The sequence below is a fragment of the Solibacillus isronensis genome, from assembly GCF_900168685.1.
Taxonomy (GTDB): domain Bacteria; phylum Bacillota; class Bacilli; order Bacillales_A; family Planococcaceae; genus Solibacillus; species Solibacillus isronensis_A.
Window position 1 is genome coordinate 321,466 of record NZ_FVZN01000012.1, and the last position, 25,878, is coordinate 347,343.

Below are 25,878 nucleotides of genomic sequence, written 5' to 3' on the forward strand. Positions count from 1 at the left end.
ATCAAATCCAGACAAGCAACGTTTTCTTGATTAGAAAAATATGGTTATATATTTCTTCGCTTGAAAATTTTTATTCTAAAACTCTTTTTTAGTATTGACTTTTTGGTTTTGTTGGTGTTTAAAAACGACTGATTTTTTCTTCATTAAATTAGTAAGAAATTGGATAAAATTTTAAACTCTTTAATTTTCCATTTTCTTGCTTTTGTAATCCCTATTTTTAACATGGGTATTTATGGTTTTATTTTTGGTGAAGTGATGTGAAATTCCGTTTTATGGAATTATTTAGAAGGACGCTCAGACGAATCGAAATTAAGTTTTGCGATACTAGGTCTTACTCGAATCGTCTGAGAGCCATTTTGTAAGAGAGGGTTATTTAGTATTTGTTAGCATATGTAGTACAGAATTTTTCATAGACTCCATAAGTTCTTCAGTTAATTCGTGATCTGCTCCCCAACATGGGTCTACTCGGTCGATAATGAAACTTGATATGCGTTCAATAATTTCTTCAGGCGTAATTAAATTTCTCTCGCTTGCTTCTTTCATAATTGTCGTCATTTTTCTAAAGTAACCGGCAAGATCACTTGGGAAAATAAATGTTCTATCGTAAACATTAAATAAACGATAATATTCTTCAAATCCAGCACCAGCAACAATTTCTAAGCTTTCATCGTACTTCTCCGCTTCTAATGTTCGTTTAACTTTAGCTGCAACATAGGATTCTTTTTCATTTGCATACTTTAGGTAGACTGGCGGGATTTCAAACATATTTTCTGCTTCAAAAACAGTTGATACTTCTTCACCTAACAAATATTTAATTGGGTGACAATGACTTCCTTTAAACTGTAATTCTTCAAATATTAATTTCTCTGCAAGAGTTAAATTGCTTAAATAGGGGTCTTACCAACAAAACGCGGAAAACATACGCTAAGAGAATTTTGGGAGGAAAAAAGCCGATTTTCCCTACCTAAGGAATCATCGGCCTTTAGTATTATTGAATAAGAGGGCGTAGTGAATATAAACTTGCTACTTTCTTCATATCAAATGTGTATTCGCCAAGAAAATTAATATGTTCCCATCCCAATGGAGAAATATGTTTTAGCAGGTCTTCTCGTAAACTTATATTTGTACACAGCTGCCCTATCTTTTTCAATCCCTAGTCGTACGAGGGAACATCCGCAAGCAGGACAGATTAATGTTTGCATATTTTTCCCTCCTAGAATGATGAATTTTTTTATTCAATACCTCCATGATTTATGGATTTTAACTGTATTTTTGTACTGTTTTTCCGTCTTTAAAGCCTTCAATCGTAGCATCGAATAAATACTCCGGTACCATGGCATATACGGATCGGCTCCTTAGTACAGAAATACCGGGTATTTTTGTAGGTTTTACCACCTTTGCATACTTCGCGTAGTTAGCGGTCAGAGATATAAGAAATCAGGTATAAAAGAGGGAAACCTGTCCTGAGCTGGCCCTGGGTTTCATCTTTCAGACCTGTGGCTCCTTCTGGTATCGTGGTTACTTGCGACTAAATGTCACAGCATGACCCATTGGCAGGTCTAGATTCCTCGTAACGCGTCCCCATTAGGCGACCCAGTTCAAAGGCATCTTCTACAGATAACACTTTTCCCCCTGGATGTTGGTCAAGCCAGTCTTCGGCTGCATTCGGTGAGCTGAAGAAATGGACTTCGTTGCAGAATGCCGTACGAATCGAGGACATATCATCTGGCGTCACGATTGAGACAACGGCAGTGGAAGGTTCCACGCTTACAATGTGGTCCGGTTCCACATTCAACCGTATAGGTTCTCCGGTGCTGTGACAGGGTGACTCGATGTTGACCGAACGACCGATGAGTGCTGGAAATATAAGTGTGTCAAGGGCGCACCAGGCATATAGTTGCTTCCCATCAACCGTAAAGTGGTGAGGGGTAGGGATAAGGGTAAGACCTAAACCAACGACACGGCCTTGTTCGTCGATTTCCACGCTTGGCAGAGACTGGAGAACTTTCTTCACCTCTTCAACAGGTTTTCCGGTCGTTGTCGCCATATCTTCAATGGTGACAGACTCCCCCCCTGCTAGCATTTGTAACAACGGGCGAAACAGCCACTTCATGGATTCTCCTCCCTCTCCCTTGTTCGACTGTTGGTCAAGTCGGGTTACGATTTCCTGAATTTCAGTTTTCATGTCTTTTTCCTCCTTTGTTATTTTTTGTTCCTATTATTATTTTCGATATTACTTTTCATTACCTAAAAACTCCATTTGTTGGACTAATTGACCGATAAAAGCATCCTTTTCATAGCTTGTCTGATTTTTGAAACTTCATGGGCTCTACCCTATGATAAAAATTTTTTCAATTCGTTTCCAAAAGAGAGAGCTTGTTCCAAAGTCATAATTTCCCCTTGCAATTTTGGATGTTCTTCTTTCCACTTGTTTGCATGCTCAACTGAGCTAAAATAGTGAATTTGTTTACATGTTCCTCCGGCCCATGGAGCCTCAGAATCAAACGGCACTGTCCAGATTACTGTTGAATCAGGAGTTGTTTTTGCTAATTTTCCATTTCGGACAGTTACCTCAATCGGTTCACCTGTGTACGCACAACGGGAATGTATATCGACATCAGCAACCAGAGCAGTTGACAGCTCCAATGTCGATATTGCACACCAGGCAAATAAAGTTCGTCCTCCTAAATGAATCTGGTTAGTAGTCGGTATAATCGATAAGCCCAATGCCCCTACTATTTTTTGATCCGCCTCCCGAACGATCATCTGCCGTTGGGCTAATATCTTCACTACTGACTGAACTGTTTTTGTATTAATTCCCGTTTGATTTATTAAAGAACTTTCTGTAACTGCCTGCCCATCACGAATGGAGAAAAAAATTGTCCGAAGAATAGGCACTGATTCTTTAGGCAGCTTAGCTAACAATAGTTCATAAAATTTTTTGAGTTCTGTTTTATTCTTCATTGTTTAAATCCCTCCATTTGATTGAATGCCTCTTTCGGGGAATCAAGGTACGATTCAATGTGTTTACGCAACTTTTGTAGTTCGTTGATTTGTTCGTCTATCTTGGTCAGTTTATCTTTTAACAAATGTTGTAGATGCGGTTCTATCTCCACCGTATTTTTTTCGAAAATCACTATTAAATCTTTCATTTCCTCCAGTGATACGCCTAATGATCGGAGTTGTTTAATACCATTGATACAAAACACATGCTCTTGGTTATAAACGCGGTAATTACCTTCGCTACGCTTTATAGAAGGCAGTATCAATTCCTTTTCTTCATACAGTCGAATGGCTTTTCGACTGACTCCTGTTTGTTGGGCTAGTTGACCAATCGTTAAATCCTCCATTATCTCCCCCCTTTTCGTTAACTGGAAGACCATCACTGAATTAACTAGAGTTTACAACGTTCACCTTAGGGGAAGGTCAAGTGCAATTTTATAATTTAAATACAAAGTTTAATCAGGAGATAGAAGTAACATCATCTTTAAAATGGTGTTATTGCAACATTTCTATAATAAACTCGACATGAAAACCGTTTCCTTGATACTAGCGAGTATTATATGGTAACCCAAGGCTACCTTCGCGAATGGGTTTGCTTGGGGTAATGTAATTTATACATTCAGATTTTAAAGAATCTTCAATTAAAACAACTTATGGAAATCTATCGTCGGGATGTATGCGAACCCAATCTAACAGAGTTATATCAAATTTTAATTCGTCTTGGTTACACTGTTCCAGCTCCATATAATGCTATTTCGGAATCAAAAACAGTTAAGGAACTAGGAGATATTCAAACGCCTGTTTATAGATGACCAGAAGATACTCATTGGACATTATTTCGCCGTACAGGGATTTATGGACTTTGGAATACTGGGGCAATTTCGAGCCATCGAGCAGACGTAAGTGATGCATTTATTCGTAATTATCATCGTGCAAATCGTTGCACCTAGCCACTGACTCAATGGCTGTTAAAAAGGGATTTATTCCTCTGCCACCATTAGTCATTCCTCGATAATTTGTAGAGAAACTCAATCCTTTTTATTAAGTAAGTTTTATAGATTTCAATAGCAAGAAGACTTAACCAAAGTGCACAGATTGTTGACATAATAAACCGTGTAAAACAAATATGCTATATAAATATTTCATTTCCTTAAACAGTTTAAAGTTAATTTGGCAAAGTACGGAAAACCTTATTCATAAAACAGAAAAAAGATTCCTGAGCAATAATCAGGAATCTTTTTTCTAACTTATCCAGCACAGCAAGATAATTTCGAAACATCTTTATCAAAAGTTAGGACAGCCAGCTTCAATCCTTCTGCCATTGTTAGATATGGAGCCATCGTTTCTCTCAGATCTCCAACAGTTAAACCGAATTTCACAGCTAATGTTGCTGCATAAATTACGTCTCCTGCGTTTTCTGCCACTACATGCGCCCCTAACACTTTCAATGTTTTCGCGTCTGCCACTAATTTGAAAACACCTGTTGTTTCCCGATTAACGAGCGCTCTTGGAACAGCATCCAACGGCAATACCGATGTTTTCACTTCATATCCTTTTTCTTTTGCCTGTTGCTCCGTTAAACCAACCGTTGCAATCGATGGAGAAGTAAACGTAACGCCTGGAACCACTTCTAAATTGACCTTTTGATTTAGTCCTCCGATTGCATTACGAGCAGCAAGTCCACCTTCATAAGCAGCTACATAAACAAATTGGGGACCGAGAGTGACATCTCCAGCTGAATAAATTCGGGAATTGGTCGTTTTAAGATAATCATCAATGACAATTTCACCACGGGAACCAACTTCAACGCCTGCTGCATGTAAGTTTAATGATTCTGTATTTGGTTTTCTTCCAGTGGCAATTAGCAATTGTTCTGCTTCAATAATTCGCTTTTTACCATTTATCTCAACATGAACTTTTTTAATGTCTCCATCTTGCTCAACTCGTTCATAGGTTGCACCTGTTACTAAATTAATTCCCTGTTCTGTTAAGGCCTTAGTAATGGCTTCTGAAATTTCAGGATCGTATTCTTTTAATAGACGCTCGCTTCTTTGAATCAAAGTGACTTCTGACCCGAGGTTATGAAATAGTTGTCCTAATTCCATGCCGATATATCCTGAACCAATTACGGTAAGACGATTTGGAACCTTCTTTAATTCCAATAAGCTAGTGCTTGTTAAATAATCTACTTCATCTAATCCGGGAATATTAGGTGCAGTTGAAGAAGCACCTGTAGCTATTAAAAATCTTTTGGCTGTGATTTGATTGCCATTTACTTCAACTGTATTTTCATTTACGAATTTTGCTACACCTTTTATTAATTCAAAACCATAATCATCAATTAAATTCACATATTTTTCATTTCGCATCTCGGTTACTAAATCATTCTTTTGTTTTACTAATGGCGCTAAATCAACATTTGAAGCCGAAGTGTGTAATCCCACAAATGGATTATTTTTTGCTAGATGATTGATTTCCCCTGCTCTTAATAAGGTCTTAGAAGGAACGCATCCGACATTAACGCAAGTTCCACCCACCGTTCCACGCTCAATCATAGCCACTTTTGCGTTCAAAGCAACGGCTTCAATGGCAGATGAAAAGGCAGCTCCACCAGAACCGATGATGATGTAATCATAATCATAGTTACCTTCATCATTTAAACTTACATCTGTCCTTTTTTCCGATTGCACTTGTATTTCTTCTGCTTCGCCCGGTTGATATTGTGCGTCAGTAATCGCTGTTTTCGCGATATCAATGTCTACATCATACGGTAGTTCAAACAGTGCTTCTCCGCGACGAAAGTCTACTTCAATCCCTTTTGCACCTGCATTTTCAAGAGCAACCGCAATATGTTCTTCACAACCAGTGCAGGTCATTCCTTCAACGTTTAGCCGATATTTTTTCAATAAATTCGTCTTTTGTTCCGATTGAAATTCTTCTGCTTCGCCCGGGTGATAGTTTGCGTCAGCAATCGCATTTTTCGCGTCTTCAACTTTCACGTCATCAGGAAGCTCAAATACAGCTTCTCCACGGCGAAAATCTACTTCAATCGCTTTTGCACCCATGTTTTCAAGAGCGACAGCTACATGCTGTTCACAACCCGAACATGTCATTCCTTGCACGTTCACTCGATATTTTTTCATGGTAAAAATATCCTCCTTTTATTCGACGGGGAGACCCAAGTCTGAAACCTCCGTCTTAATTGCATCTAAATTGGTTTTCGTATCATCAAAAGAAACCGTTACTTCCGCGGTGCTTCCATTAACTTTAATGGCTGTTTTGCCAGCACCTTCAACCTGTGCAATGGCATCTTCCACAACTGATGGCGGGCAGCAATCCATCCCTGCTATAACCATGAATGTCCCCGTCTTCTCAGCTTCAGTAATAGCTTTTACATCCTTCTCTGAATTCATAGCAGTTGTTTTCACTTCACTCTTAGATACTTCAGTTTTTTGGACTTCTTGTTCGTTACTGCATGCACTAACCACTAGCATAAGGGATAGCAACATCATAATCCTGATTATTTGTACTTTCACATAATACACCCCATTTTTTATAGTCAACTTTCAACTGAAAATAAGAAAAGAAACATGGTAAAAACAAGGAACGTTGTAATCCATAAGCCAATGACAGAACTTTTCCTTTTACCCTTTCTTCCATAAACCATATAAAAGGAGTACGCAAGAAGGACAATGGTAACGATGCTGAACAATAACCGATACTTCAACGAGTAGAATGCGATTGCGCCTGCAAACCCAGTGAGTCCAAGGGGAATCAAGATTAGTGGACCCAGGCAACAACCCGCCATAACAAAAGCTGAAAATACAGTGGCTACTTGTGAAACTTTTTCTTTCATGACTTGAACTTCTCCATGCTGCAACAATCATGTGTGGTTGTATCTTTCTTTGTTTCCTCTTTTGTTTCTGGATCAAGTTTTCTCCAGCCCTTGAAAAGAGCGAAAACGAATAACAGACCCATCATGATGAAAATAACATTTTTAAATTCCGTGAAGTATGATCCCAGTGCTGTTCCTGCAATCAACGGAAGTAGTAAAAACAGATGACACGGGCATGTGATGAGTGCGACAAGAAACCAACCTGAACTTTTTATTATGTTTTTCATTTCTGTTTCACCTCTTATTTCTTCATCAGTGTTTCAATAATGGGGCATTCGTAAATATCTTTGTTTTCGGGACATCTTTCTTTAAGATCCATCAGCATTCGTTCAATCCTTTTAAGATCTTCAATTTTACGTTGAATGTCCTCTATCTTCAAAATAGTGAAATCATACATATCACGACACTTCGCTTCATCGCGATCGACAACCCCTAGCAATTTATCAATTTCATTTAAGGTAAATCCTAATTCCTGCATTCGTTTTATGAAATGCAATCGATCGACCGTTTGTTGGGAATACATTCGGTATCCTTTTTCCGTACGTTCAGGCTCTGGAATTAAGCCTAAACGCTCATAATATCGAATGGTCTCCTTGTTAACACCGCACTTGTCAGCCAGTTCTCCGATACGAAATTTCATACGTCTCACCTCACTTACAGCATAAACCACGTACCTTAGTACAGGGTAAATATATAGTTTACTTCATTCATGAGATTTTACTTACCCTTAGAGCCAGATAACGTGCCGCCAAAAACAGCAGCCCCAACCTCAAAGGCTTCCGCAAGAGTCAGCTTGTCCTTCGCCGTTGTTGAATTCTTTTCATTCGCTTTTTGCCAATGTTCCTCAGAACAATAAAATTGAATGGCTGGGCAACAGCTGGTAGAAATGGACGTTGGCTCATTCGATTCGCAAGAAGAATCGCAGCATGCGTTGGTATCGGCAGCATCCGTTGTTCCCAAGCCTACAACCACGGTATCAGGATTGGCAACGGGCATGTTGTTTTTCACATCGATGGTAATCTTTTCACCGCAAAATGCACATTCCGATTCAATAACGGCATCTGTAAACATCGATGGAATGCCAAGGGCATCAATCGCACACATGGAATAAGCTGGCAACATTCCAGCCAATGTAACACGGTGTGGAGTCGGAACTCCTGAAAAAGGATACGCCACGTTCACATCCCCAGAGTTTTGGTCCCAGTGAATTAAATCCAATTCCCTTAAACGTTGAAGAGCAGATTGGACATCAATTTGTTCCTCTGTTGCAGTTAAATCATTGATGTTGACGATTTTTCCCTCAGCCATGAAAAGAAGAATGTCTAAACGGATACTATTTTCTGAAGGAGACAATAAACGGATTTTTCCCTCAAATCCTTCTTCTGGCAAACCAAGTGATTGTAACACCTTGTCCTTTAACGAAGTATTCAAATGATTTTGATTCATGTTGCTGCCTCCTCTATTTGATCTGCAATTATTTACAGGAATTTTTCTTCCTAGTACAGAATAAACCCTGTACCATAGTACAGGGTCAAGTATGATTTATTATTTTATCTTCTAAAACTAAACTATCCCATTAGTTAAGTATAACCTTACCATCTATTCTGAAATTTAACATAGATATCCAATTTTCTTTAAAAGTGTTGTTATAGTGATAGGTAAGCTTTTGAAGTTATCTCCAGCTTTTCCCCCACTTCACACCGTACAGGCGAGTTTCCCAGCATACGGCGTTCCAACTAATTCAATTCATTCAAGATTTTTATGATTATGCAAAGTTTTTGTGGAGAATCAGATAGCTTCGTTCAGACATTGCTTACGCAATTTATTGACTTCTGTAAGTTGCTTTTCATTTAACTTGAGTGAGTTTAAAAGCACTTGTATTTTCTCTAAATCTCTCAAATGTATAAGGAGATGGACAGATTTATGCAATATCATTAAGTTTCCGTATGAATCATCTTTGGTGAGATGGTACGGTGTCTTATGGTGACAATGCCATTCATCCAGTCCTAATTCAACCCCTGTAACAGCACATTTCCCATATTGTGCAATAAATCTACTTATCCGGTTATCGTTGTATTCGATGGAACGGCTCGGTATGAACTGTTTCATCACACGAGTAAGCGTTTGTTTATTGATTGCTCGCAAGTTTTGATGAATTTTGTCCCTACCTACGGTAGTGTAGTTACAAATAATTTGAGAGAAGTTCAGATTTATCTTACAACGTTGGGCATGAATTGGGATAAGTACCATTTCTTTTATTTTGAAGTACTTACACTCATATCCCTTGTACCGTTTCTGTAAGGATTTTGGAAAGTCCTGAAACGTAGCTTCTTTTCTCAATTCTTTTAAACGATTAAATAACGCTTTATGAAGACGATAGTTCAGCTCAGTTAAATCATCAGTGATGTGTGAGGCTGCTGAATAATAATTTTGGATTCCCATTATAACTGTATTAAAGTGCCAAACATTCTCAACCGATTGGTGTTTCTGAATCTCTTTGATTGTTTGTTTTACTTTTATCTGTGCATTTTTGAGCGCATTCTTTGTCATGTGTGAGCGAGCGACATAAAGAGTCCTTTTCTTTGTCTTTTTCAGATGGGCTTTGAAACGAAAACCTAAAAACTCTGATGAGTTTTTCTTTAGGTTGACCACCTTTGATTTTTGTTCGCTAATTTCAAGGCGAAGCCTTGTATGAAGAAAATCATTCACTGCATAATACATTTTAATTGCTTGTGAACGAGTGCGACAAAGAATTTTAAAGTCATCTGCATATCTCACGATGTAGCAATGTTTTAAATTAGATTGTTTCAACGCATTATATCTGCCAAGATTTGATTTATATAACTTATGTGTTTCAAAGCTTTCCCATTGATTACTAACCCACCAGTCTAGTTCATTTAATACGATATTAGATAAAAGTGGTGATAAGATCCCCCCTTGGGGTGTACCTTTCTTTGGGAAACCTTCCCCAATAATTTCAGCCTTTAAAAGACGTGAAATAATGGAAAGCAATGCCTTGTCTCGAATGCCTAAAGACCACATTTGTTTTATTAATTTGGCATGATTTACATTGTCAAAAAATCCTTTTATATCAACGTCAACACAGTGATATAGGCATGCGCGATTAATGAGCGTTTCAAACCTAGCTTTCGCATGATGTGTATTGCGGTTTGGCCTAAAACCATAACTATGTTTATAGAATTTCGCTTCACAAATCGGCTCAAGTACTTGCAAGATACACTGTTGGAACAATCTATCCCAGATAGTCGGAATCCCTAAGGGCCGAGTTTTCCCATTTGCCTTAGGAATGAATACTCTCCGGACGGCTTGGGGTGTATAGTATTCAAACATTCTTTGTATCGTCGATACAACCTCAGATACAGATAATCGGTTTATATCTTCAATCGTTAATCCGTCATCTCCAGCAGTTTTACTGCCAGTGTTTCGTTTAATATTCCGATAAGCTAACCGTATATTATCATCGGATTGCATTAAGTCTAGTAATCCATAAAAATTCTGTCCATTGGCACTTTGAGCATATAAAGAATCAAAATTGTACTGCATATCATAATACTCATTGTGTCTCAGTTTCTTTCGTTTTAACAAGTTGGTGACTCCTTTAGGAGCTGAACCTCTATTAGTCTTACAAGAACCTTATTAATCGTTGAAGAACTGCCTTGCATGGCTGAATGAATCTTTTATTAGTCTGGTGGCTATCCCTCAACGTTCATTACACGTTTCAATGGTACTGTGCCACTACTTTCACTGATATAAAGAAAAGTTATATGGTCGCTAATCTCACGACTAGTTTCCTTTTCAACGCTTCATAGAGAGTAAGCTCTCCACGTTATCAGCTTACAACGTTGAATTATGTCTATTATGGAACAAACTTAGGTGCTTCCTATGAGCCTGTTAGCAATCGCATGTGCCTGTAACACAAGATGGATTTTTATATTATGGATTCTTACTCACCCACAGCTAACCCTACATTTAGTAGTAAATACATTTCTGTATAATGCCAGTCTAGACCCGTACATTCAGAAGTTCGTCAGCAATATACTTTCTTATTTTATTTCGTCGCATTCTCACCATATCTGTTCAACCCAAGCACCATGATTTACACCACCCCATCGGGTAGGCTTTCGTCAGCTATACTGTTACGGTAAATTCTCACGCCTATTAGCCGAGCTTATAACACACTTTTTCTTACTAAACAGTGTGCTATTCGACGCAGGGGGAGCCTTTCGGAGCGTTACCTCCTCATTCGACTCCTCGACATAACCCTTCAGTTTCAGAACTCTAAAACTGCCTGACCTTTACCGAAATTGTGTGTCCACATTTCATTTGAGTCAAGAACATTTCGCACCCACAATCTGGCCCGATTATTGAACAAAATTAAAAAAGCCATTTAATTCATTAGTTCATGGACAAATCACCATAAACGACCGTTTTTGGTTATGAATAGAGAACTTCTCTAAAAACCTTAAAAACTACTTAAATACATAACCAAAAATATAACCAAAATCAAAAGACCAATATATCTATTTAAAACCCCTTTTTGGTATAGTTAACATATTAGAAAAGGGGAGATTTGTGTTGAAATTTGGATATGCACGCGTAAGTACACAAGATCAATCATTATCATTACAACTCGATGCATTAGCTCACTACGGAGTGGATCAGATTTTTGAAGAAAAAGAATCAGGAAAAATGAAAAATCGACCTCAATTAGATGAACTACTTAAAGTTTTACGTAAAGATGACACGGTCATTGTTTATAAATTAGATCGTATCAGTCGTAGTACCAAACATTTAATTGAGCTTATGGAATATTTCGAATCAAAGGAAATTCATTTTGTTTCCATACAAGACAAGATCGATACCACAACTGCTATGGGACGGTTCTTTTTCAGAATGTTAGCCAGCATAGCAGAATTAGAACGAGATATTATTAGTGAACGAACGAAGGATGGATTGACGGCTGCTAGAGCTAGGGGAAGAAACGGAGGCAGACCGAAGGTTGATTTAAAGAAAATAGAACTTGCTATAAAAATGTATGAAAGCAAAGATTACTCTTTATCTCAAATTAAGACGGCAACAGGCATTGGAGCGACAACCTTATATCGTTATCTAGAAAAGAAAAAAGATATCTAGCAAGGAGTTGTAGCATGAGAGGGAAAGAATTACTAACAGAAGATCAAAGAACGGAATTTGTACGAATTCCAGCTGATATGAGCGAAAGTGAACTAGAAACTTATTATACTTTTTCACAATATGACCTTGAAATTATTAAACGACACAGAAGAGATCATAATCGATTAGGCTTTGCTGTTCAATTATGTGTTCTACGCTATCCTGGATGGTCCCTTTCAGATGTTGGACCTATTCCAGATTACATAATCGAATACATAGCTAGCCAAATAGATGTTAATCCTAATTCATTTTCTTTATATGCCCAACGAGAGCCAACTAAACATGAGCATATGGAAGAAATCCGTCAAGTTTATGGTTATCAAAATTTTTCCTTAGGGAACTATCGCAAGGCAGCTCAGTTTCTTTTGAATCATGCCCTTCAAAATGGAAATTCAATGTATCTTCTTCGTACAGCACAAGAAGAACTACGTAATCAGAAAATTATTCTCCCTGGCATGACTACTATAGAAAGGCTTGTTTGGGAAACTCGTCAACGAGCAGAGGAAAGGATTTTTAAATCATTAACTTGTACTCTTTCCAAATGGCAAAAACAAAAGTTAGATAAACTTATAGATCCATTTGTAGACAATAGAAAAACCCCTTTAGCATGGCTGAGGGAGCTTCCCGGCCAATCTTCACCTGAAGCCTTTTTAAAAGTCATAAAGCGCTTAGAATATATTCGAGAATTAAAATTAGAAATAAATACAGAACAAATCCATCCCAATCGGTTACTTCAATTATCTCGTATTGGAGCACGGTATGAACCACACTCATTTCGAAGATTTAAAGAAATGAAGAAATATGCAATTCTTGTTGCCTATCTAGTAACACTAAGCCAAGATCTAATTGACCAAGCAATTGAAATTCATGATAGACAAATGATGATTTTACAATCAAAGGGTCGTAAAACACAAGAGGAAATGCAAAAAGAAAATGGAAAAGCAGTGAATGAAAAAGTCGTGCATTTTGCAGATATTGGTGCTGCACTTATTCAAGCACGAAATGAAGGGCTTGATCCATTTAATGCTATTGAAATGATTATGCCGTGGGATAAAATTGTTTCTTCCGTTGAAGAAGCCCAAAAATTAGCCCGACCGATGGATTACGATTATCTAGATTTGTTAGAAAATCGGTTTTCTTATCTAAGAAAATATACTCCTACTTTTCTTAAATCTCTTGAATTTCGTTCTACACAAGGTACAGAGCCATTATTGCAAGCCCTAAAAACGCTAAATGAAATAAATGAATCTGGTAAAAGAAAAATTCCAAATGATGCCCCGGTAGATTTTATTCCTAAACGTTGGAAGAAGCATGTTTATGGTGATGATGGAATAATTAACCGGCACTATTATGAGATGGCTGCACTAACAGAGTTGAAAAATCATATTCGTTCAGGCGACATATCCGTAGTCGGTAGTAGACTTCATAAAGATTTTGAAGAGTATCTTGTTCCTAAAAAAGATTGGACAACAACTCGTCTTACGGAAACTAAACTAGCCGTTCGTTCATCGGCAGATGAATATATTGAGGAAAGAAGAAAGTCACTAGCTCAACGCCTTACATGGGTTTCAAATAATCTTGATTCTCTAGAAGGAGTAAATATCGAAAAGGCTAAGATCCGAGTGGACCGTTTGGAGAAGAATACACCCGAAGAAGCGAGAGCTTTTAGCCTGTCTTTATATAATATGTTGCCAAGAATAAAGCTCACTGATCTTTTAATGGAGGTAGCACACTGGACAGGATTTGATGAAATGTTGATACATGCCTCAACCAATCGCCCACCAAAGGGAGAGGAAAAAGTAGTTCTCATGGCTGCTCTCATGGCGATGGGAACTAACATAGGTCTTACTAAAATGGCAGAAGCGACACCAGGAGTTACCTATCATCAAATGGCTAATGCAGCGCAATGGCGTTTATTCGATGATGCTATAAGTCGTGCACAAGCGACATTAGTAAATTTTCAACATAAGCTTAAACTAGCTTCCTATTGGGGAGATGGAAGTACCTCTTCCTCTGATGGAATGCGCGTACAGGTTGGTGTTTCATCGTTACATGCCGATGCCAATCCACACTATGGGTCTGGAAAAGGGGCAACCATTTATCGATTTACCAGTGATCAATTTTCAAGTTTTTATACGAAAGTCATTAATACCAATGCTCGTGATGCTGTACACGTTATCGATGGATTACTTCATCATGAGACAGATTTAAATATTGAAGAGCATTTTACAGATACAGCTGGCTACGCCGACTCAGTATTTGGATTGAGTCATTTACTAGGATTTCGTTTTGCACCAAGGCTACGTGATTTAGCTGACTCTAAGCTATTCACCATCCAAACGCCGAATGAATTCCCAAAACTAGAAAATATACTCCGTGGTCGTATTAATACTAAAATTATTCAAGAGAATTTTGATGACGTATTACGTGTAGCTCATTCTATTCGAGAAGGAAAAGTGTCTGGTTCACTTATTATGGGGAAATTAGGGTCATATGCGAGACAAAATAAACTTGCAACTACTTTGCGAGAAATGGGGAGAATCGAAAAGACCATTTTTATTTTGGATTACATATCTAACGAAACACTACGCCGTCGAATTCAGCGAGGACTAAATAAAGGGGAAGCCATGAATGGGTTAGCAAGAGCCTTATTCTTTGGAAAACGAGGTGAGTTACGAGAACGAGGAATACAAGACCAACTACAACGTGCAAGTGCTTTAAATATTCTAATAAATGCTATTAGCGTATGGAATACCGTTTATCTTACAGAAGCAACAAAATTATTGAAGGAAAAGGGGAATTTGAGAGAAGATTTACTTAAACATGTTTCTCCGTTAGGATGGGAACACATTAATTTTCTTGGTGAATACAACTTTGATGCAAGTAAAGTAGCAAGTCTACATTCACTACGCCCTCTTATTCAATAATACTAAAAGCCGATGATTCCTTAGCGTAGGAAAAATCGGCTTTCTTTATGTCGAAATTTGCTTAGCGTATGTTTTCCGCGTTTTGTTGGTAGGACCCCAAATAGTATTGGCTGTCGATTTCATCATGTTTTACGATAAGAATGATCAATGAACAAAAAGCAGGAAATTCATTGGGGTCCATTTTTTTTTACATAATCATCTACATCATATCTTGTAATATCACTCGTATAAAGGTAATGGAATATCGCTACTTTCTCATTGTTATCTTCCGTTTCCCTAACTCTTTCAATTAAGCCGCTTAGGTACTCTAATGTGGCGTCACCTGCATAAAGACTATCGTACTCTTTTTTTACCTCTGCGAATTTGTTTTCATCTTCCTTTTCAAAGTTCCAATTAAGGATTCTTTCTTTTTCAGCTAATGCTTCATTAAATGCTGTCATATATATTTAACCTCCATAACGTTATTATCAAAACATATCACAGGTTTTTAAAACAAGCTCGCACGATTCTTTGTTTCTGATAAAATTTTACTTAAAAAGTTATATTTAATTATATGGTATGGAACCCAGTTAAAATAAAAAAGCCTACCCGCTAACGGATAGACTAATCATACGAAAATAGCCAATGCAGCTATTGGCCATTTAGCTTTAATTCCTGAAGAAAAAAAATAAATTGCGTCTATTTATCTAAAACAATCTTAACTTTCTCAAATTGGATTGTTGGATAATGTGTTTTTATTAATTCTTTACGAGTAGTGGATTTATCATACCGATTGTGTCCAATAGGCTCATTCAAATAGGATTCTTCCAGAACGAGCACATCTTCAAACGGCCCTGTTGTTATTACTGGAATTGTAATGATGATCCAGTTTATCGCAGTAACAAATGTAGTTTCATTTACTTTTAATACATACCGTTTCAAAAGAACCACTCCATTAATTTTTGTTTCAAGCCCTTCTAGTATAGCATCTAAAAGTTCCATGACCTTGTTGTTTTATTTATGCTCTTTATTTCATAATTCTCTACTCGAAACCTTTAATAGACTTTAAAAAAGAATTTATATATAAATGTGTAAATCATATATAAAGAGATATAAGCGACAAAAAAACCTTGAAAAAAGGAAGTAATACTTATATCTAATAACGTTTTTGCCGAATATAGCCCATCTGTTAGATATCCTATTACAACCGCTATTGCACCTATTAATAGCGTGAACCAACTTCCTATACTCAACATATTTCACTCCTTCTAACTTACAATTTTATTTAATGCATACTTTATTTCTTATAAGCATTCTTAATAGATCATACAAGTTGATTCAATACATTCAATACGTTTAGATTCTTCTCTTGGTCGATACTTAACGCCTCGAATAAGGACTTGATTGTATGCGGATTATTCTTAGAATTGCCATCGATTATCAAGATTTTAACCGTTTCAAGGTCGTCGTGACTAATAATAGTATTATCTATACTAGCGACTTGTAGAAGCAAGTTACAGACGTTTACAGCATGTTCTTCTATAGGGGTTGTATCTCCTATTTCTAATGGATTGAATTTTTGGATGGTTTGGTTAGTAGGGTTTATTTCAACTGCCTTATTTGTCAGTTGTACAAGTTTGCGGAATTCTAGATAATCAGTCAGAGGCATATCTTTTAAATTTTCATTTATGATTGCCACCCTACCATTATATTTACGACCACCGCGCACACAAGGTTATTTAATATTTCATTGAGATTTTTCAAGAGTGTCACCAGCCCTTTTCACACGTAATTTACGTTCATTTTCCAAGAAAATCTCCATTAACCGTTTAACACTTTCATTTAATTCACTATTTCTAGAAGGGTCTGGAGTTGTGCCAAGCTTACTCATTGAAAGCTTTTTCGTTAAAAGAATTTTATTGTTGTTGTTAAGTGCTAATCGTTTTTGTTTCTTTTTATCGATTCGCTTATTCATTATATTTAGACCTCTTTCATAAGGATTTACGATAATCGTACAACTAAATCACAAATCCAACAAAAAAGCTCCTATTGTTTGAAAGCCTGTCAGCTGTCAGCTCTTATTAAAGGTTAATGATCACTACTACAACTAAGCCAATTAAAAAACCGGTCGTAATGACTGCATTTTTAAACCAAAATTGGCGAGGCTTTTTACAAATTAAATAGTCACTTGCTATGGTGCCTATTATAAATGAAAACGCTAATATTATTAATGATGGAAGGTATAAGTGACCAGCTATATCAATACGTGTCAGAATGCCCCCAATGGATCCTAGCAGCACAAATAACATTGCTGCATCACACAGTAGACCGGCTGATCGTTGTACTTAATTCCGGTGTATAACTATCAACCAACAATGTTTCAATAATATTCTCATCGTGAAGCAACTCAGGGCGCTTTTTTTTATAATAATCTAGCATCGTATTTTTAACTCCTGTAATTAACCAACTCCTTATATATGTAACTTCTGTAACAACTGAAGGTGAAACCAAGATTTTTGTGAAAAAATCTTGAATAATATCATCAGCGATTACGTCACTTTTAGTTAAACCAATTAAAAAGTTTCGTAAATAGACATAATGCTCATTGTATATTTCTTCAATTAGAACTAATGGATTCATATTAGACATTTTTTAATCTCCCTGAATCAATTTACCGTCACAAGTGAGACGGTTTGAAAATCGTAAAAGTTACTTTTAATTTTTTTTTTTATAAAAAAATTTTTTATCAACTGAAATTAGCTGTTATTTACCCATTATTACTTTCAATGATATTTACATATTACCTAAAGAGTAATGCTCCCTTTTGACGTGAAAGACTGAAAGCAGCTTGATGGTCCAGCTTTTTAGCAATAGGACATTTTGTTCTGCCTACCTTACATATGCCAATATTTTAAAAAGGAAGTTGGAAATAAAACTTAAGTAATCAAATTATTTTTATCGTTTTTTACTTTTAATTAGCTTACCTCTCTTTATGTAATAGTAACAAAAAAAGGGGTGAGCCAAATGATGGATGAAAAATCTACTGAAAATCGCCAGTCTGAGGAAATCAAGCCAATGTACATTTGTGATATTAGTAGAGAATGTTGTTATCACAACATTAAGTGTAATGTGATGGTTATTACAGCTGATCGAAAAAGTATTTGCAGTATATGTATGTAAGGAAAAATGTCTAAGTCGAAACTGAAAAAGAAAAGGAGTGGCAATTTAATGAATTATAACGGAGCTAAAATGAAAAGTGCATTAATTACTAAAACATTAGAAGATCTCTATAATCTTCCTGCTTTTGCTAAGGTAAAGAATGATTTTAAACGAAATGGAGTAAACCCGGAAGATTTGAATGTAGCACTTGGGTATCAGTTCAATACATTCCCTGAGCAAGAAGAAGTCAAATATACTCGGTATGTTCAATTACACAACAATCAAAATACGGCTCAAATTGTTTTCTCTGTTACAGAACCAATAAAGGGGCAAAAAGAATATACCCTAATCAGTAACCTTAAAAAAGAGGAAAAACAAAATGGTAATATTGTTGTTGCTCAAAATGTATTAAGAGATAAGGAAGTTATTGAAAAAGAACTTCTTTTCGATACAGAAAACTACAACCAACTGTTTGAAGAGACACATGTAGAAGAAGATATCAATTTTGCTGCATTTGAAGAACCAATCAAAGCACAATGGAGTTTCTCTGGCTGTGCACCAGGTATTCCCCACTATGAACATTGTGGTCCTGGGTGTGGTATCGGTCTTACTTATGGTGGAGGCACACCAATAAATTCGACAGATACATGCTGTAGAGGTCATGACGCTTGCTGGAAAATGTTTGGTAACGGCGACGCTTGCTGCGATAAAGAATTCCTTAAATGTCTTGAAGGTAAAACAACAGTAACAGCTGATATTGCTCAAGCATGGTTTAGTAGTAATGCTAAGAAATGTTAGAATTAAATTAGTATACCAAACCTAATATTCTCCATAAAAAAGCCGGTAGCTTCTCTTTAAGAGAAATTATCGGCTTTTTGTTAAGACTAAGCTTTGGGAAACCTAGCGCGGTAAAAGCACAGATTGGTAAGGATTTAATAACAATTATGTTGGTCGAATTGAACCCTTTCTTCGTGTGGCTTTGAAATAAAGTTGAACTGTTTATAAAAAGTTGTACCGTTTTGAAAAAAGTTTAACCGTTTATATAAAAGATGAACCGGAATTTCCTATCTCTATAAAGAGAAGGGGTTTCGGTTTTTCTTGTGGATTTAAGAACCTGTTAAGTGATAATAAAGTTATTCCATAAAACCAGCTAATAGTTTGTCAATCTTTTAAATTAAAAATCACTTCATGCTATACTAAAAATGCATAACTCAAATAGCCCTCCAAATATAAATTGGAAGGTTTTTACTTTGTTTGAAAATAATGATACTAAATGGTTTCTTGGAATGATGTTTTGGTTTTTAACATCGCATAAATCCAGTGTAAAAAGCTTATTAGCGCAAGCGATTATTGCTACTCTGTATGGTTTGCCCTCTTCACGTTTTAAGTCGTAAAAGGCTCGTAATCTCTTATTCCGAGCTATCGTTTCATCAGTTATTTTCTTTTTACGGCTATCACGAATAGAGCAGCGAACGGCTGTAAAAAGCATACGGCGAAGCCTAGCTGAACCACGTTTGGTAATATGATTTTTTGTACCTTTAAAACGTCCTGATTCAAACACACTTGGATCAAGTCCTGCAAAGGCAACTAACTTTTTAGGATGACTAAACCGATCAATCTCTCCGACTTCAGAAATAATCGTTGCAGCGATTTTTTCACCTACACCGGGAATTGTTTGGAGTAGTTCATATTCTTCAAGTTGTACCGCTAACTCATCAATCTCACGCTCCAACGTGGAAAGCTGGTAGTGGTACGCTTGAAGTAAATCTATATACATATTCAGACTGACAAGAAGACTATGATAAAGTGTTGATTGAAATGGGTTGCGTTTTGCAGCTGCGATCAATTCTTCTGCTTTTTGATGCGCCCATTCTAATGAACGTGCTTTACAATGCATGTTAATAAACTGAGTAATTTCTTCCATACCTCCTTCTAAGACAGACTCGGAGGTAGGGAAGCTTTGTAATGTTTTTAATGAAATCTCGGCATATAAACTCCCAAAAACCCCTTTGTATTCAGGGAATACTTGATCAAGTACGGCTTGGAATTGGAGCTTAGTTTGAACCATAACTCCTGTCATATTTTCATGTTGTCTTGTTAGATGCCGAAGGTTTAATAATTGAATACCTCGCTTTTTCTGAGGCTCTAAATCCTCTTTGTAATACATCTCACCTAAGTGATAAGCATCAATGGCATCTGTTTTTGTTTTTCGTAAATTAGAGCTTTTTGCTCGATAAGATACGAGTGGATTTACAATGATGACAATGTACTCTCTTGCTTCTAAGAACTGTACAACTGGGGCATGATAGTGACCTGTTGCTTCTAAAACTATAGGTGGTTTCATCGCTGTTTGACGCTCTAAATCTAGTAAATAAGAGTGTAACTCTTTTAATCCTTCCGCCGTATGTTCAACTTTCACACTGTTTTTATAAGGTATTTTTTTATCCAAGAACATTTGAATCTGACTTTCACCTTTTGCCACATCCAGACCAACAACTGGATTCATAAATTATCTCCTCCTCTGTAGTGGATTGAACCGGTAACCTCTATCTACCTTGTTATTCATATCTTCGCTTGTTATACGGGATCTCCATGTCCCAACCAGCCTAATCATGTGTTAACAAGTAGAGGGCGAACAGTTTAACGAACGGGATCAAGTCCCAAGGGCCATTACGTTCTGCCCCGGCTACTATCAATCTATAAATAGAATAAAAAATAGTCAATCAGATTTCTCTGACTGACCTTATAATACGAAAGGGCCATATTGTGGGTGCGAAATGTTCCTGACTCAAATGAAATGTGGTTACACAATTTCGGTAAAGGTCAGGCAATTTTAGGTTCCAAAACTGAAGGGTTATATCGAGGAGTCGAATGACGAGGTAACGCTCTGAAAGGCTCCCTCTGCGTCGAGTAGCACGCTGCTTAGTAAGGAAAAGCGTGTTATAAGCTCGGCTAATAGGCGCAAGAATTTACCGTAACAGTCCGGCTGACGAAATCCTACCCGATGGGGTGGCGTAAGTCATGGTGCTTGGGTTGAACAGATATGGTGAGAATGCAATGAATTAGAATAATAAACTAAGTTGCTGACGAACTTCTGAATGTACGGGTCTTGACTGGCAATACATAGAAATGTGTATATCACTAAATGTGAGGTTAGCTATGGATGAGTAAGAATCCGCAATATAAAAGTCCATCTTGTGTTATAGGCACATGCAATGCTAACAGGCTCATAGGAAGCACCTAAGTCTGTTCCATAATAGATATAACTCAACGTTGTAAGCTGATAACGTGGAGAGCTTACTCTCGATGAAGCGTTGGAAAGGAAAATATTCGTGAGATTAGCGGATATATAACTTTCCTTTATATCAGTGAAAGTGGTGGCACAGTACCGTTGAAGCGTGTAATGAACGTCGAGGGATAGCCACTAGACTAATAAAAGATTCATTCACCATGCAAGACAGCTCTTCAACGATTAATAAGGTTCTTGTGAGACTAATAGAGGTTCAGCTCCAAAAGGAGCCACCGACTTGTTAAAACGAAAGAAGCTGAGGCACAACGAGTATTATGATATGCAATCTCAATTTGATTCTTTATATGCTCAAAGTGCCAATGGTCAAAATTTTTATGGTTTACTCGATTTAATGCAATCCAATGAAAATGTTCGATTAGCCTATCGCCATATTAAACGCAATACCGGCAGTAAAACGGCTGGACATGACGGATTAACAATTGAAGATTTAAAGAAACTATCTGTTTCAGAAGTTGTATCAAAGATACAACGAATGTTTGTAAACTATTCCCCCCAAGCTGTTAGGCGAGTCTTCATTCCGAAGGCAAATGGGAAAACACGTCCTCTAGGAATCCCAACGATTTGGGAGCGACTGTTCCAACAGTGCATCTTACAAGTGCTGGAACCGATTTGCGAAGCGAAGTTTTATAAACATAGTTATGGATTTAGACCAAATCGCAATACACATCATACGAAAGCCAGGTTTGAAACGCTCATCAATCGGGCGTGCTTATATCATTGTGTAGATGTTGATATAAAAGGGTTCTTCGACAATGTAAACCATGCGAAACTATTAAAACAAATGTGGTCATTTGGCATCCGAGACAAAGCGTTGCTTTCCATTATTTCACGTCTTCTAAAAGCTGAAATTATTGGCGAAGGTTTCCCAACGAAAGGTACACCGCAAGGTGGTATATTATCGCCACTTTTATCTAACATCGTACTAAATGAACTGGATTGGTGGGTCAGCCATCAATGGGAAAGCTTCAAAACACAAAAGCTATATAAAACATATAGTGGCAGATATAACGCAATGAAACATTCCAATTTAAAACACTGCTATATTGTGAGGTACGCAGACGACTTTAAGATCTTGTGCCGCACTCGTTCTCAGGCGATTAAAATGTTTTATGCCGTCAAAGATTTTCTTGAAACAAGGCTACACCTTCAAATTAGTGAAGAAAAATCGAAAGTGGTCAACTTAAAGAAAAACTCATCAGAGTTTTTAGGTTTTCGTCTAAAAGCACATCCGAAAAGAACGAATAAAAGGACTCTCTATGTTGCTCGCTCACATATGACAAAGAAAGCACTCGATAATGCACAGTTAAAGGTAAAACAAGCAATTAAAACGATTCAGAAATATCCATCAGCCGAGAACGTTTGGCGCTTTAATACAGTTATTATGGGAATTCAAAATTATTATTCCGCTGCGTCACACATCACGGATGATTTAAATAAGCTGAACACTCGTCTTCATAAAGCATTATATAATCGTTTAAAAGAAATGAGAAAAGAAGCAACGTTTAAGAACTTCACAAAGTCCTTACAAAAACGGTATAAGGGTTATGAATGCAAGCTCTTTAAAATAAAAGAAATGGTACTTGTACCCATTCATGCCCAACGTTGTAAGGTGAATCTAAATTTCTCTCAAACAATCTGTAACTATACTACCGTAGGTAGGGATAAGATTCATCAAAACTTGAGAACTATTAATAAACAAGTAATTGCTCATGTAATGAAACACTTTATTCCAAACCGTTCCATCGAATACAACGATAATCGGATTAGCCGGTTTATCGCACAATATGGAAAATGCGCTGTTACAGGAATCGAATTAGGACTGGACGATTGGCACTGTCATCATAAAACACCGTATCATCTTTCAAAAGATGATTCATACGGGAATCTGTTGATACTGCACGAATCTGTTCACCGTCTCATTCATATGAGAAATAATGAGAAAATACAAGTGTTATTAAACGCACTCAAGTTAGATAAAAAGCAACTTAAAAAGGTAAATGAATTGCGTGAGCAATGTCTGAACGAACCTATCTGATTCTACATTTCATCTTGCATACACATAAAAAACATTGAATGAATTGGATTAGTTGGAACGCCGTATGCGATGAAAGTCGCACGTACGGTGTGAAGTGGGGGAAAAGCTGGAGATAACGTCAAAAGCTTACCTATCACTATAGCAACATTTTTTCTTGGGGAAGTCTTAGAGAAGATGCAAATTTATACCGATAAAAGAATGGCTATACAAGTTTTTATGCAAATTAAAGATCATGCCCAGCAAGTATAAAAGCTGCTTTAGCAACGTTTCATTGACTTGCATAAAATCACTTATAAACAATGTTCCATAAGAAAAGCGAGAAACGCTATTAAGTCAACGTTTCCCGCATTTTGGTGTATTCCCAAACTTACATTTGGGAACATTTATTGGATTTATTCTGTATATTTTATAAATCTTTATTCTTTAACTCTTAATAACCTCAAACTATTTAACGTTACAAGTAGTGTTGCTCCCATGTCTGCGAAGATGGCGATCCATAGTGTTAACCATCCAGGCATCACTAATAGTAATGCTACTAATTTAATAGCTAAAGAGAAGGTAATATTTTGTTTAATGATGACTAAAGCCTTGCGACTTAATTTAATGGTGTAAGGTAACTTACTTAAATCATCTGACATTAACGCAATATCAGCCGTTTCAAGTGCCGTATCTGTTCCAGCACCACCCATTGCAACCCCAACTGATGCCGCTGCAAGTGCTGGTGCATCGTTTACGCCATCCCCGACCATTGCAACACTTTGATGTTTTTCACGAAGCTTTTTAACAAAGTTTAATTTATCTTCTGGAAGTAAATCGGCTTTAATATCTGAAACACCGACTTGTTTTCCTATTGCTTGTGCCGTTCTCTCATTATCACCTGTAAGCATTACTGTTTCGATTCCAATATGATTCAATTTATTAATAACATCTCTTGATGTTTCTCTCATTTCATCTGCTACGGCGATCAATGAAAGTATTTCTTTCTCAGTTCCTAAAACCATAACAGTTTTTCCTTCTATTTGCATACGAGTAATATTTTCTTTGATGTTGCTTTCAATCGTTTTATGCAATTCTTCAAAGAGATTAGGACTTCCCACATAATACATTTGGTTATTTACTTTTGCTTTTACACCTTTACCTGTAATCGATTGGAACTCTTCGACCGATACACCATTAATATTCAATCCGTTTTCTTCGGCTTTTCTGATAATGGCAGAAGCAAGTGGATGTTGCGACCCTTTTTCAATCGCTGCCGTTATCATCATTAAATCATTTTCATTTCCGCCATATGTTACAACATCTGTTACAGCAGGAATACCTTTTGTTAATGTTCCTGTTTTATCAAACGCAATCGCTTTTAAGTGTCCTGCTTCTTCTAGATGGATGCCACCTTTAATTAACACGCCATTTTTTGCTGCATTTCCTATTGCAGTAACAACAGCAACTGGGGTTGAAACAACTAAAGCACAAGGACAACCAACCACTAATATTGCTAAACCTTGATAAATCCATTCACTCCACTCTCCACCAAACAGTGGTGGAAGAACGGCAATTAAAGCAGCCAAAATGACAATTGCAGGTGTATAGTATTTCGCAAATTTATCTACAAATGCTTGAGAAGGCGCTCGCTCTGCTTGTGCTTCTTCTACAAGATGGATAATTTTCGAAAGCGTCGTATCTTCTACTCGTTTTGTTACTTTAACTTCGAGCAAGCCTTCTTCATTTAATGTTCCAGCGAACACTTCATCATCAGTTTTTTTGGTAACTGGGACACTTTCCCCCGTAATTGCAGCCTGATTTAATGTGGACGTTCCTTTAATAACAATTCCGTCCATCGCTAACTTTTGACCAGGTTTTACGATCATGATATCTCCAACTTGAATATCGTCAACATGAATCATCATTTCTTTATTTCCACGGCGAATTAATGCTTCTTTTGGAGCAATATCCATCAATGATTCGATGGATTGACGAGCTTTATCCATTGAATAACGCTCTAAGGCTTCACTAATAGCGAACAGAATAACAACCATTGCTCCTTCGCCCCATTCACCAATGATGGCAGCCCCTATAATCGCAATCGTCATAAGTGTATTCATATCAAACTTTAATCTACTTAGATTTTTAAGCCCTTTAATGAAGAGCGAATAGCCACCAATTAAAATAGATGCTGCATAACCGATTGTTGGAAGGATATGTTCTTCCCCATATTGCTCCCCTAAAAACCAACTAATCACAAGTAAAACGACTGAAATATAAACCTTAATATTTTCTTTTTGCTTCCAGAATGGTTCACGTTCCACTTTTTGTTCTTTTTCATCCCGAATCTTTAAATTCTCAAATGCTCCTGCTTTTTCTAGTTCCTCAATTGTTGCAT

22 protein-coding genes and 3 pseudogenes are annotated in these 25,878 nt (G+C 37.0%); 4 read left to right on the forward strand and 21 right to left on the reverse strand.

Annotated elements, in window-relative coordinates:
• Positions 1–369: 369 nt before the first annotated feature.
• The 14 genes and pseudogenes from B5473_RS06535 to ltrA (B5473_RS06585) form a co-directional block, all read right to left on the reverse strand.
• Positions 370–807 carry a hypothetical protein gene (locus tag B5473_RS06535; RefSeq protein ID WP_079524134.1) on the reverse strand — a complete coding sequence of 146 codons (438 nt, stop codon included), beginning with the start codon at positions 805–807 and terminating at the stop codon, positions 370–372.
• Between the two features lie 181 nt (positions 808–988).
• Positions 989–1,114, reverse strand: a pseudogene (locus B5473_RS20425) (Tn3 family transposase); the annotation flags it as partial.
• The gene (locus tag B5473_RS20630) at positions 1,062–1,202 is read right to left on the reverse strand and encodes a hypothetical protein (protein WP_162493026.1); all 141 of its coding nucleotides are present in this window, start codon (positions 1,200–1,202) and stop codon (positions 1,062–1,064) included. The pseudogene B5473_RS20425 and the gene B5473_RS20630, both read right to left, overlap by 53 nt.
• Before the next feature lie 326 nt (positions 1,203–1,528).
• Positions 1,529–2,185 (reverse strand): organomercurial lyase MerB1, encoded by a 657-nt coding sequence (locus tag B5473_RS06540; RefSeq protein ID WP_000845541.1) that lies wholly within the window; start codon positions 2,183–2,185, stop codon positions 1,529–1,531.
• Between the two features lie 149 nt (positions 2,186–2,334).
• Positions 2,335–2,964: an organomercurial lyase MerB2 gene (merB2, locus tag B5473_RS06545; RefSeq protein WP_000792368.1), complete on the reverse strand. Its 630-nt coding sequence runs from the start codon at positions 2,962–2,964 to the stop codon at positions 2,335–2,337.
• Positions 2,961–3,350, reverse strand: a complete 390-nt coding sequence (merR2, locus tag B5473_RS06550) for a mercury resistance transcriptional regulator MerR2 (RefSeq protein WP_000389892.1) — start codon at positions 3,348–3,350, stop codon at positions 2,961–2,963. Before merR2 ends, merB2 begins: the two co-directional genes overlap by 4 nt.
• A gap of 900 nt (positions 3,351–4,250) precedes the next feature.
• Complete coding sequence (merA, locus tag B5473_RS06555) at positions 4,251–5,909, reverse strand: mercury(II) reductase (protein WP_368483371.1); 1,659 nt, start codon at positions 5,907–5,909, stop codon at positions 4,251–4,253.
• Positions 5,910–5,966: 57 nt separating this feature from the next.
• Positions 5,967–6,146 (reverse strand): annotated as a pseudogene (locus tag B5473_RS21145) (heavy-metal-associated domain-containing protein); the annotation flags it as partial.
• A gap of 18 nt (positions 6,147–6,164) precedes the next feature.
• Positions 6,165–6,548 carry a mercury resistance system substrate-binding protein MerP gene (gene merP / locus B5473_RS06560; protein ID WP_306462721.1) on the reverse strand — a complete coding sequence of 128 codons (384 nt, stop codon included), beginning with the start codon at positions 6,546–6,548 and terminating at the stop codon, positions 6,165–6,167.
• Between the two features lie 14 nt (positions 6,549–6,562).
• Positions 6,563–6,859, reverse strand: a complete 297-nt coding sequence (gene merT, locus B5473_RS21150) for a mercuric transport protein MerT (protein ID WP_000660891.1) — start codon at positions 6,857–6,859, stop codon at positions 6,563–6,565.
• Positions 6,856–7,143: a mercury resistance MerE gene (merE, locus tag B5473_RS06570; RefSeq protein ID WP_254912385.1), complete on the reverse strand. Its 288-nt coding sequence runs from the start codon at positions 7,141–7,143 to the stop codon at positions 6,856–6,858. The genes merT and merE overlap by 4 nt, the downstream gene beginning before the upstream one ends.
• Complete coding sequence (merR1, locus tag B5473_RS06575; RefSeq protein ID WP_000672080.1) at positions 7,140–7,538, reverse strand: mercury resistance transcriptional regulator MerR1; 399 nt, start codon at positions 7,536–7,538, stop codon at positions 7,140–7,142. Before merR1 ends, merE begins: the two co-directional genes overlap by 4 nt.
• A gap of 77 nt (positions 7,539–7,615) precedes the next feature.
• Positions 7,616–8,344, reverse strand: coding sequence for an organomercurial lyase MerB3 (locus B5473_RS06580; protein WP_001073002.1), 729 nt, complete (start codon positions 8,342–8,344; stop codon positions 7,616–7,618).
• A gap of 342 nt (positions 8,345–8,686) precedes the next feature.
• A complete protein-coding gene (gene ltrA, locus B5473_RS06585; RefSeq protein WP_176142044.1) occupies positions 8,687–10,462 on the reverse strand; it encodes a group II intron reverse transcriptase/maturase in 1,776 nt (591 codons plus the stop codon).
• Between the two features lie 1,032 nt (positions 10,463–11,494).
• Here ltrA (B5473_RS06585) and B5473_RS06590 point away from each other — a divergent pair.
• Positions 11,495–12,052 (forward strand): recombinase family protein, encoded by a 558-nt coding sequence (locus tag B5473_RS06590; protein ID WP_029343401.1) that lies wholly within the window; start codon positions 11,495–11,497, stop codon positions 12,050–12,052.
• 14 nt (positions 12,053–12,066) lie between these two features.
• Positions 12,067–15,018 carry a Tn3 family transposase gene (locus B5473_RS06595; protein ID WP_063477658.1) on the forward strand — a complete coding sequence of 984 codons (2,952 nt, stop codon included), beginning with the start codon at positions 12,067–12,069 and terminating at the stop codon, positions 15,016–15,018.
• Between the two features lie 167 nt (positions 15,019–15,185).
• On the opposite strand, the gene B5473_RS06600 is transcribed toward B5473_RS06595, so the two are convergent.
• The 5 genes from B5473_RS06600 to B5473_RS06625 form a co-directional block, all read right to left on the reverse strand.
• Positions 15,186–15,458: a hypothetical protein gene (locus tag B5473_RS06600; RefSeq protein ID WP_079524137.1), complete on the reverse strand. Its 273-nt coding sequence runs from the start codon at positions 15,456–15,458 to the stop codon at positions 15,186–15,188.
• A gap of 238 nt (positions 15,459–15,696) precedes the next feature.
• A complete protein-coding gene (locus B5473_RS06605) occupies positions 15,697–15,939 on the reverse strand; it encodes a hypothetical protein (RefSeq protein ID WP_139377703.1) in 243 nt (80 codons plus the stop codon).
• A 382-nt stretch (positions 15,940–16,321) separates the two neighbouring features.
• Positions 16,322–16,696, reverse strand: coding sequence for a hypothetical protein (locus tag B5473_RS06615; RefSeq protein ID WP_079524138.1), 375 nt, complete (start codon positions 16,694–16,696; stop codon positions 16,322–16,324).
• A 48-nt stretch (positions 16,697–16,744) separates the two neighbouring features.
• Positions 16,745–16,972, reverse strand: coding sequence for a hypothetical protein (locus B5473_RS06620; RefSeq protein ID WP_079524139.1), 228 nt, complete (start codon positions 16,970–16,972; stop codon positions 16,745–16,747).
• 341 nt (positions 16,973–17,313) lie between these two features.
• Entirely contained in the window at positions 17,314–17,646 is a 333-nt protein-coding gene (locus B5473_RS06625) for an RNA polymerase sigma factor (protein WP_079524140.1), read from the reverse strand.
• A 579-nt stretch (positions 17,647–18,225) separates the two neighbouring features.
• Here B5473_RS06625 and B5473_RS06630 point away from each other — a divergent pair.
• The gene (locus B5473_RS06630) at positions 18,226–18,954 is read left to right on the forward strand and encodes a hypothetical protein (protein WP_065217341.1); all 729 of its coding nucleotides are present in this window, start codon (positions 18,226–18,228) and stop codon (positions 18,952–18,954) included.
• Between the two features lie 471 nt (positions 18,955–19,425).
• Here the strand turns inward: B5473_RS06630 and B5473_RS06635 are convergent.
• A pseudogene (locus B5473_RS06635) lies at positions 19,426–20,662 on the reverse strand (IS110 family transposase).
• A 1,063-nt stretch (positions 20,663–21,725) separates the two neighbouring features.
• On the opposite strand from B5473_RS06635, the gene ltrA (B5473_RS06640) reads away from it, so the two are divergent.
• Positions 21,726–23,501, forward strand: coding sequence for a group II intron reverse transcriptase/maturase (gene ltrA, locus B5473_RS06640; protein ID WP_176142045.1), 1,776 nt, complete (start codon positions 21,726–21,728; stop codon positions 23,499–23,501).
• Between the two features lie 416 nt (positions 23,502–23,917).
• Here the strand turns inward: ltrA (B5473_RS06640) and B5473_RS06645 are convergent.
• Positions 23,918–25,878: heavy metal translocating P-type ATPase (locus B5473_RS06645; RefSeq protein WP_079524142.1), on the reverse strand; the 1,961-nt coding region annotated here is incomplete at its 5' end.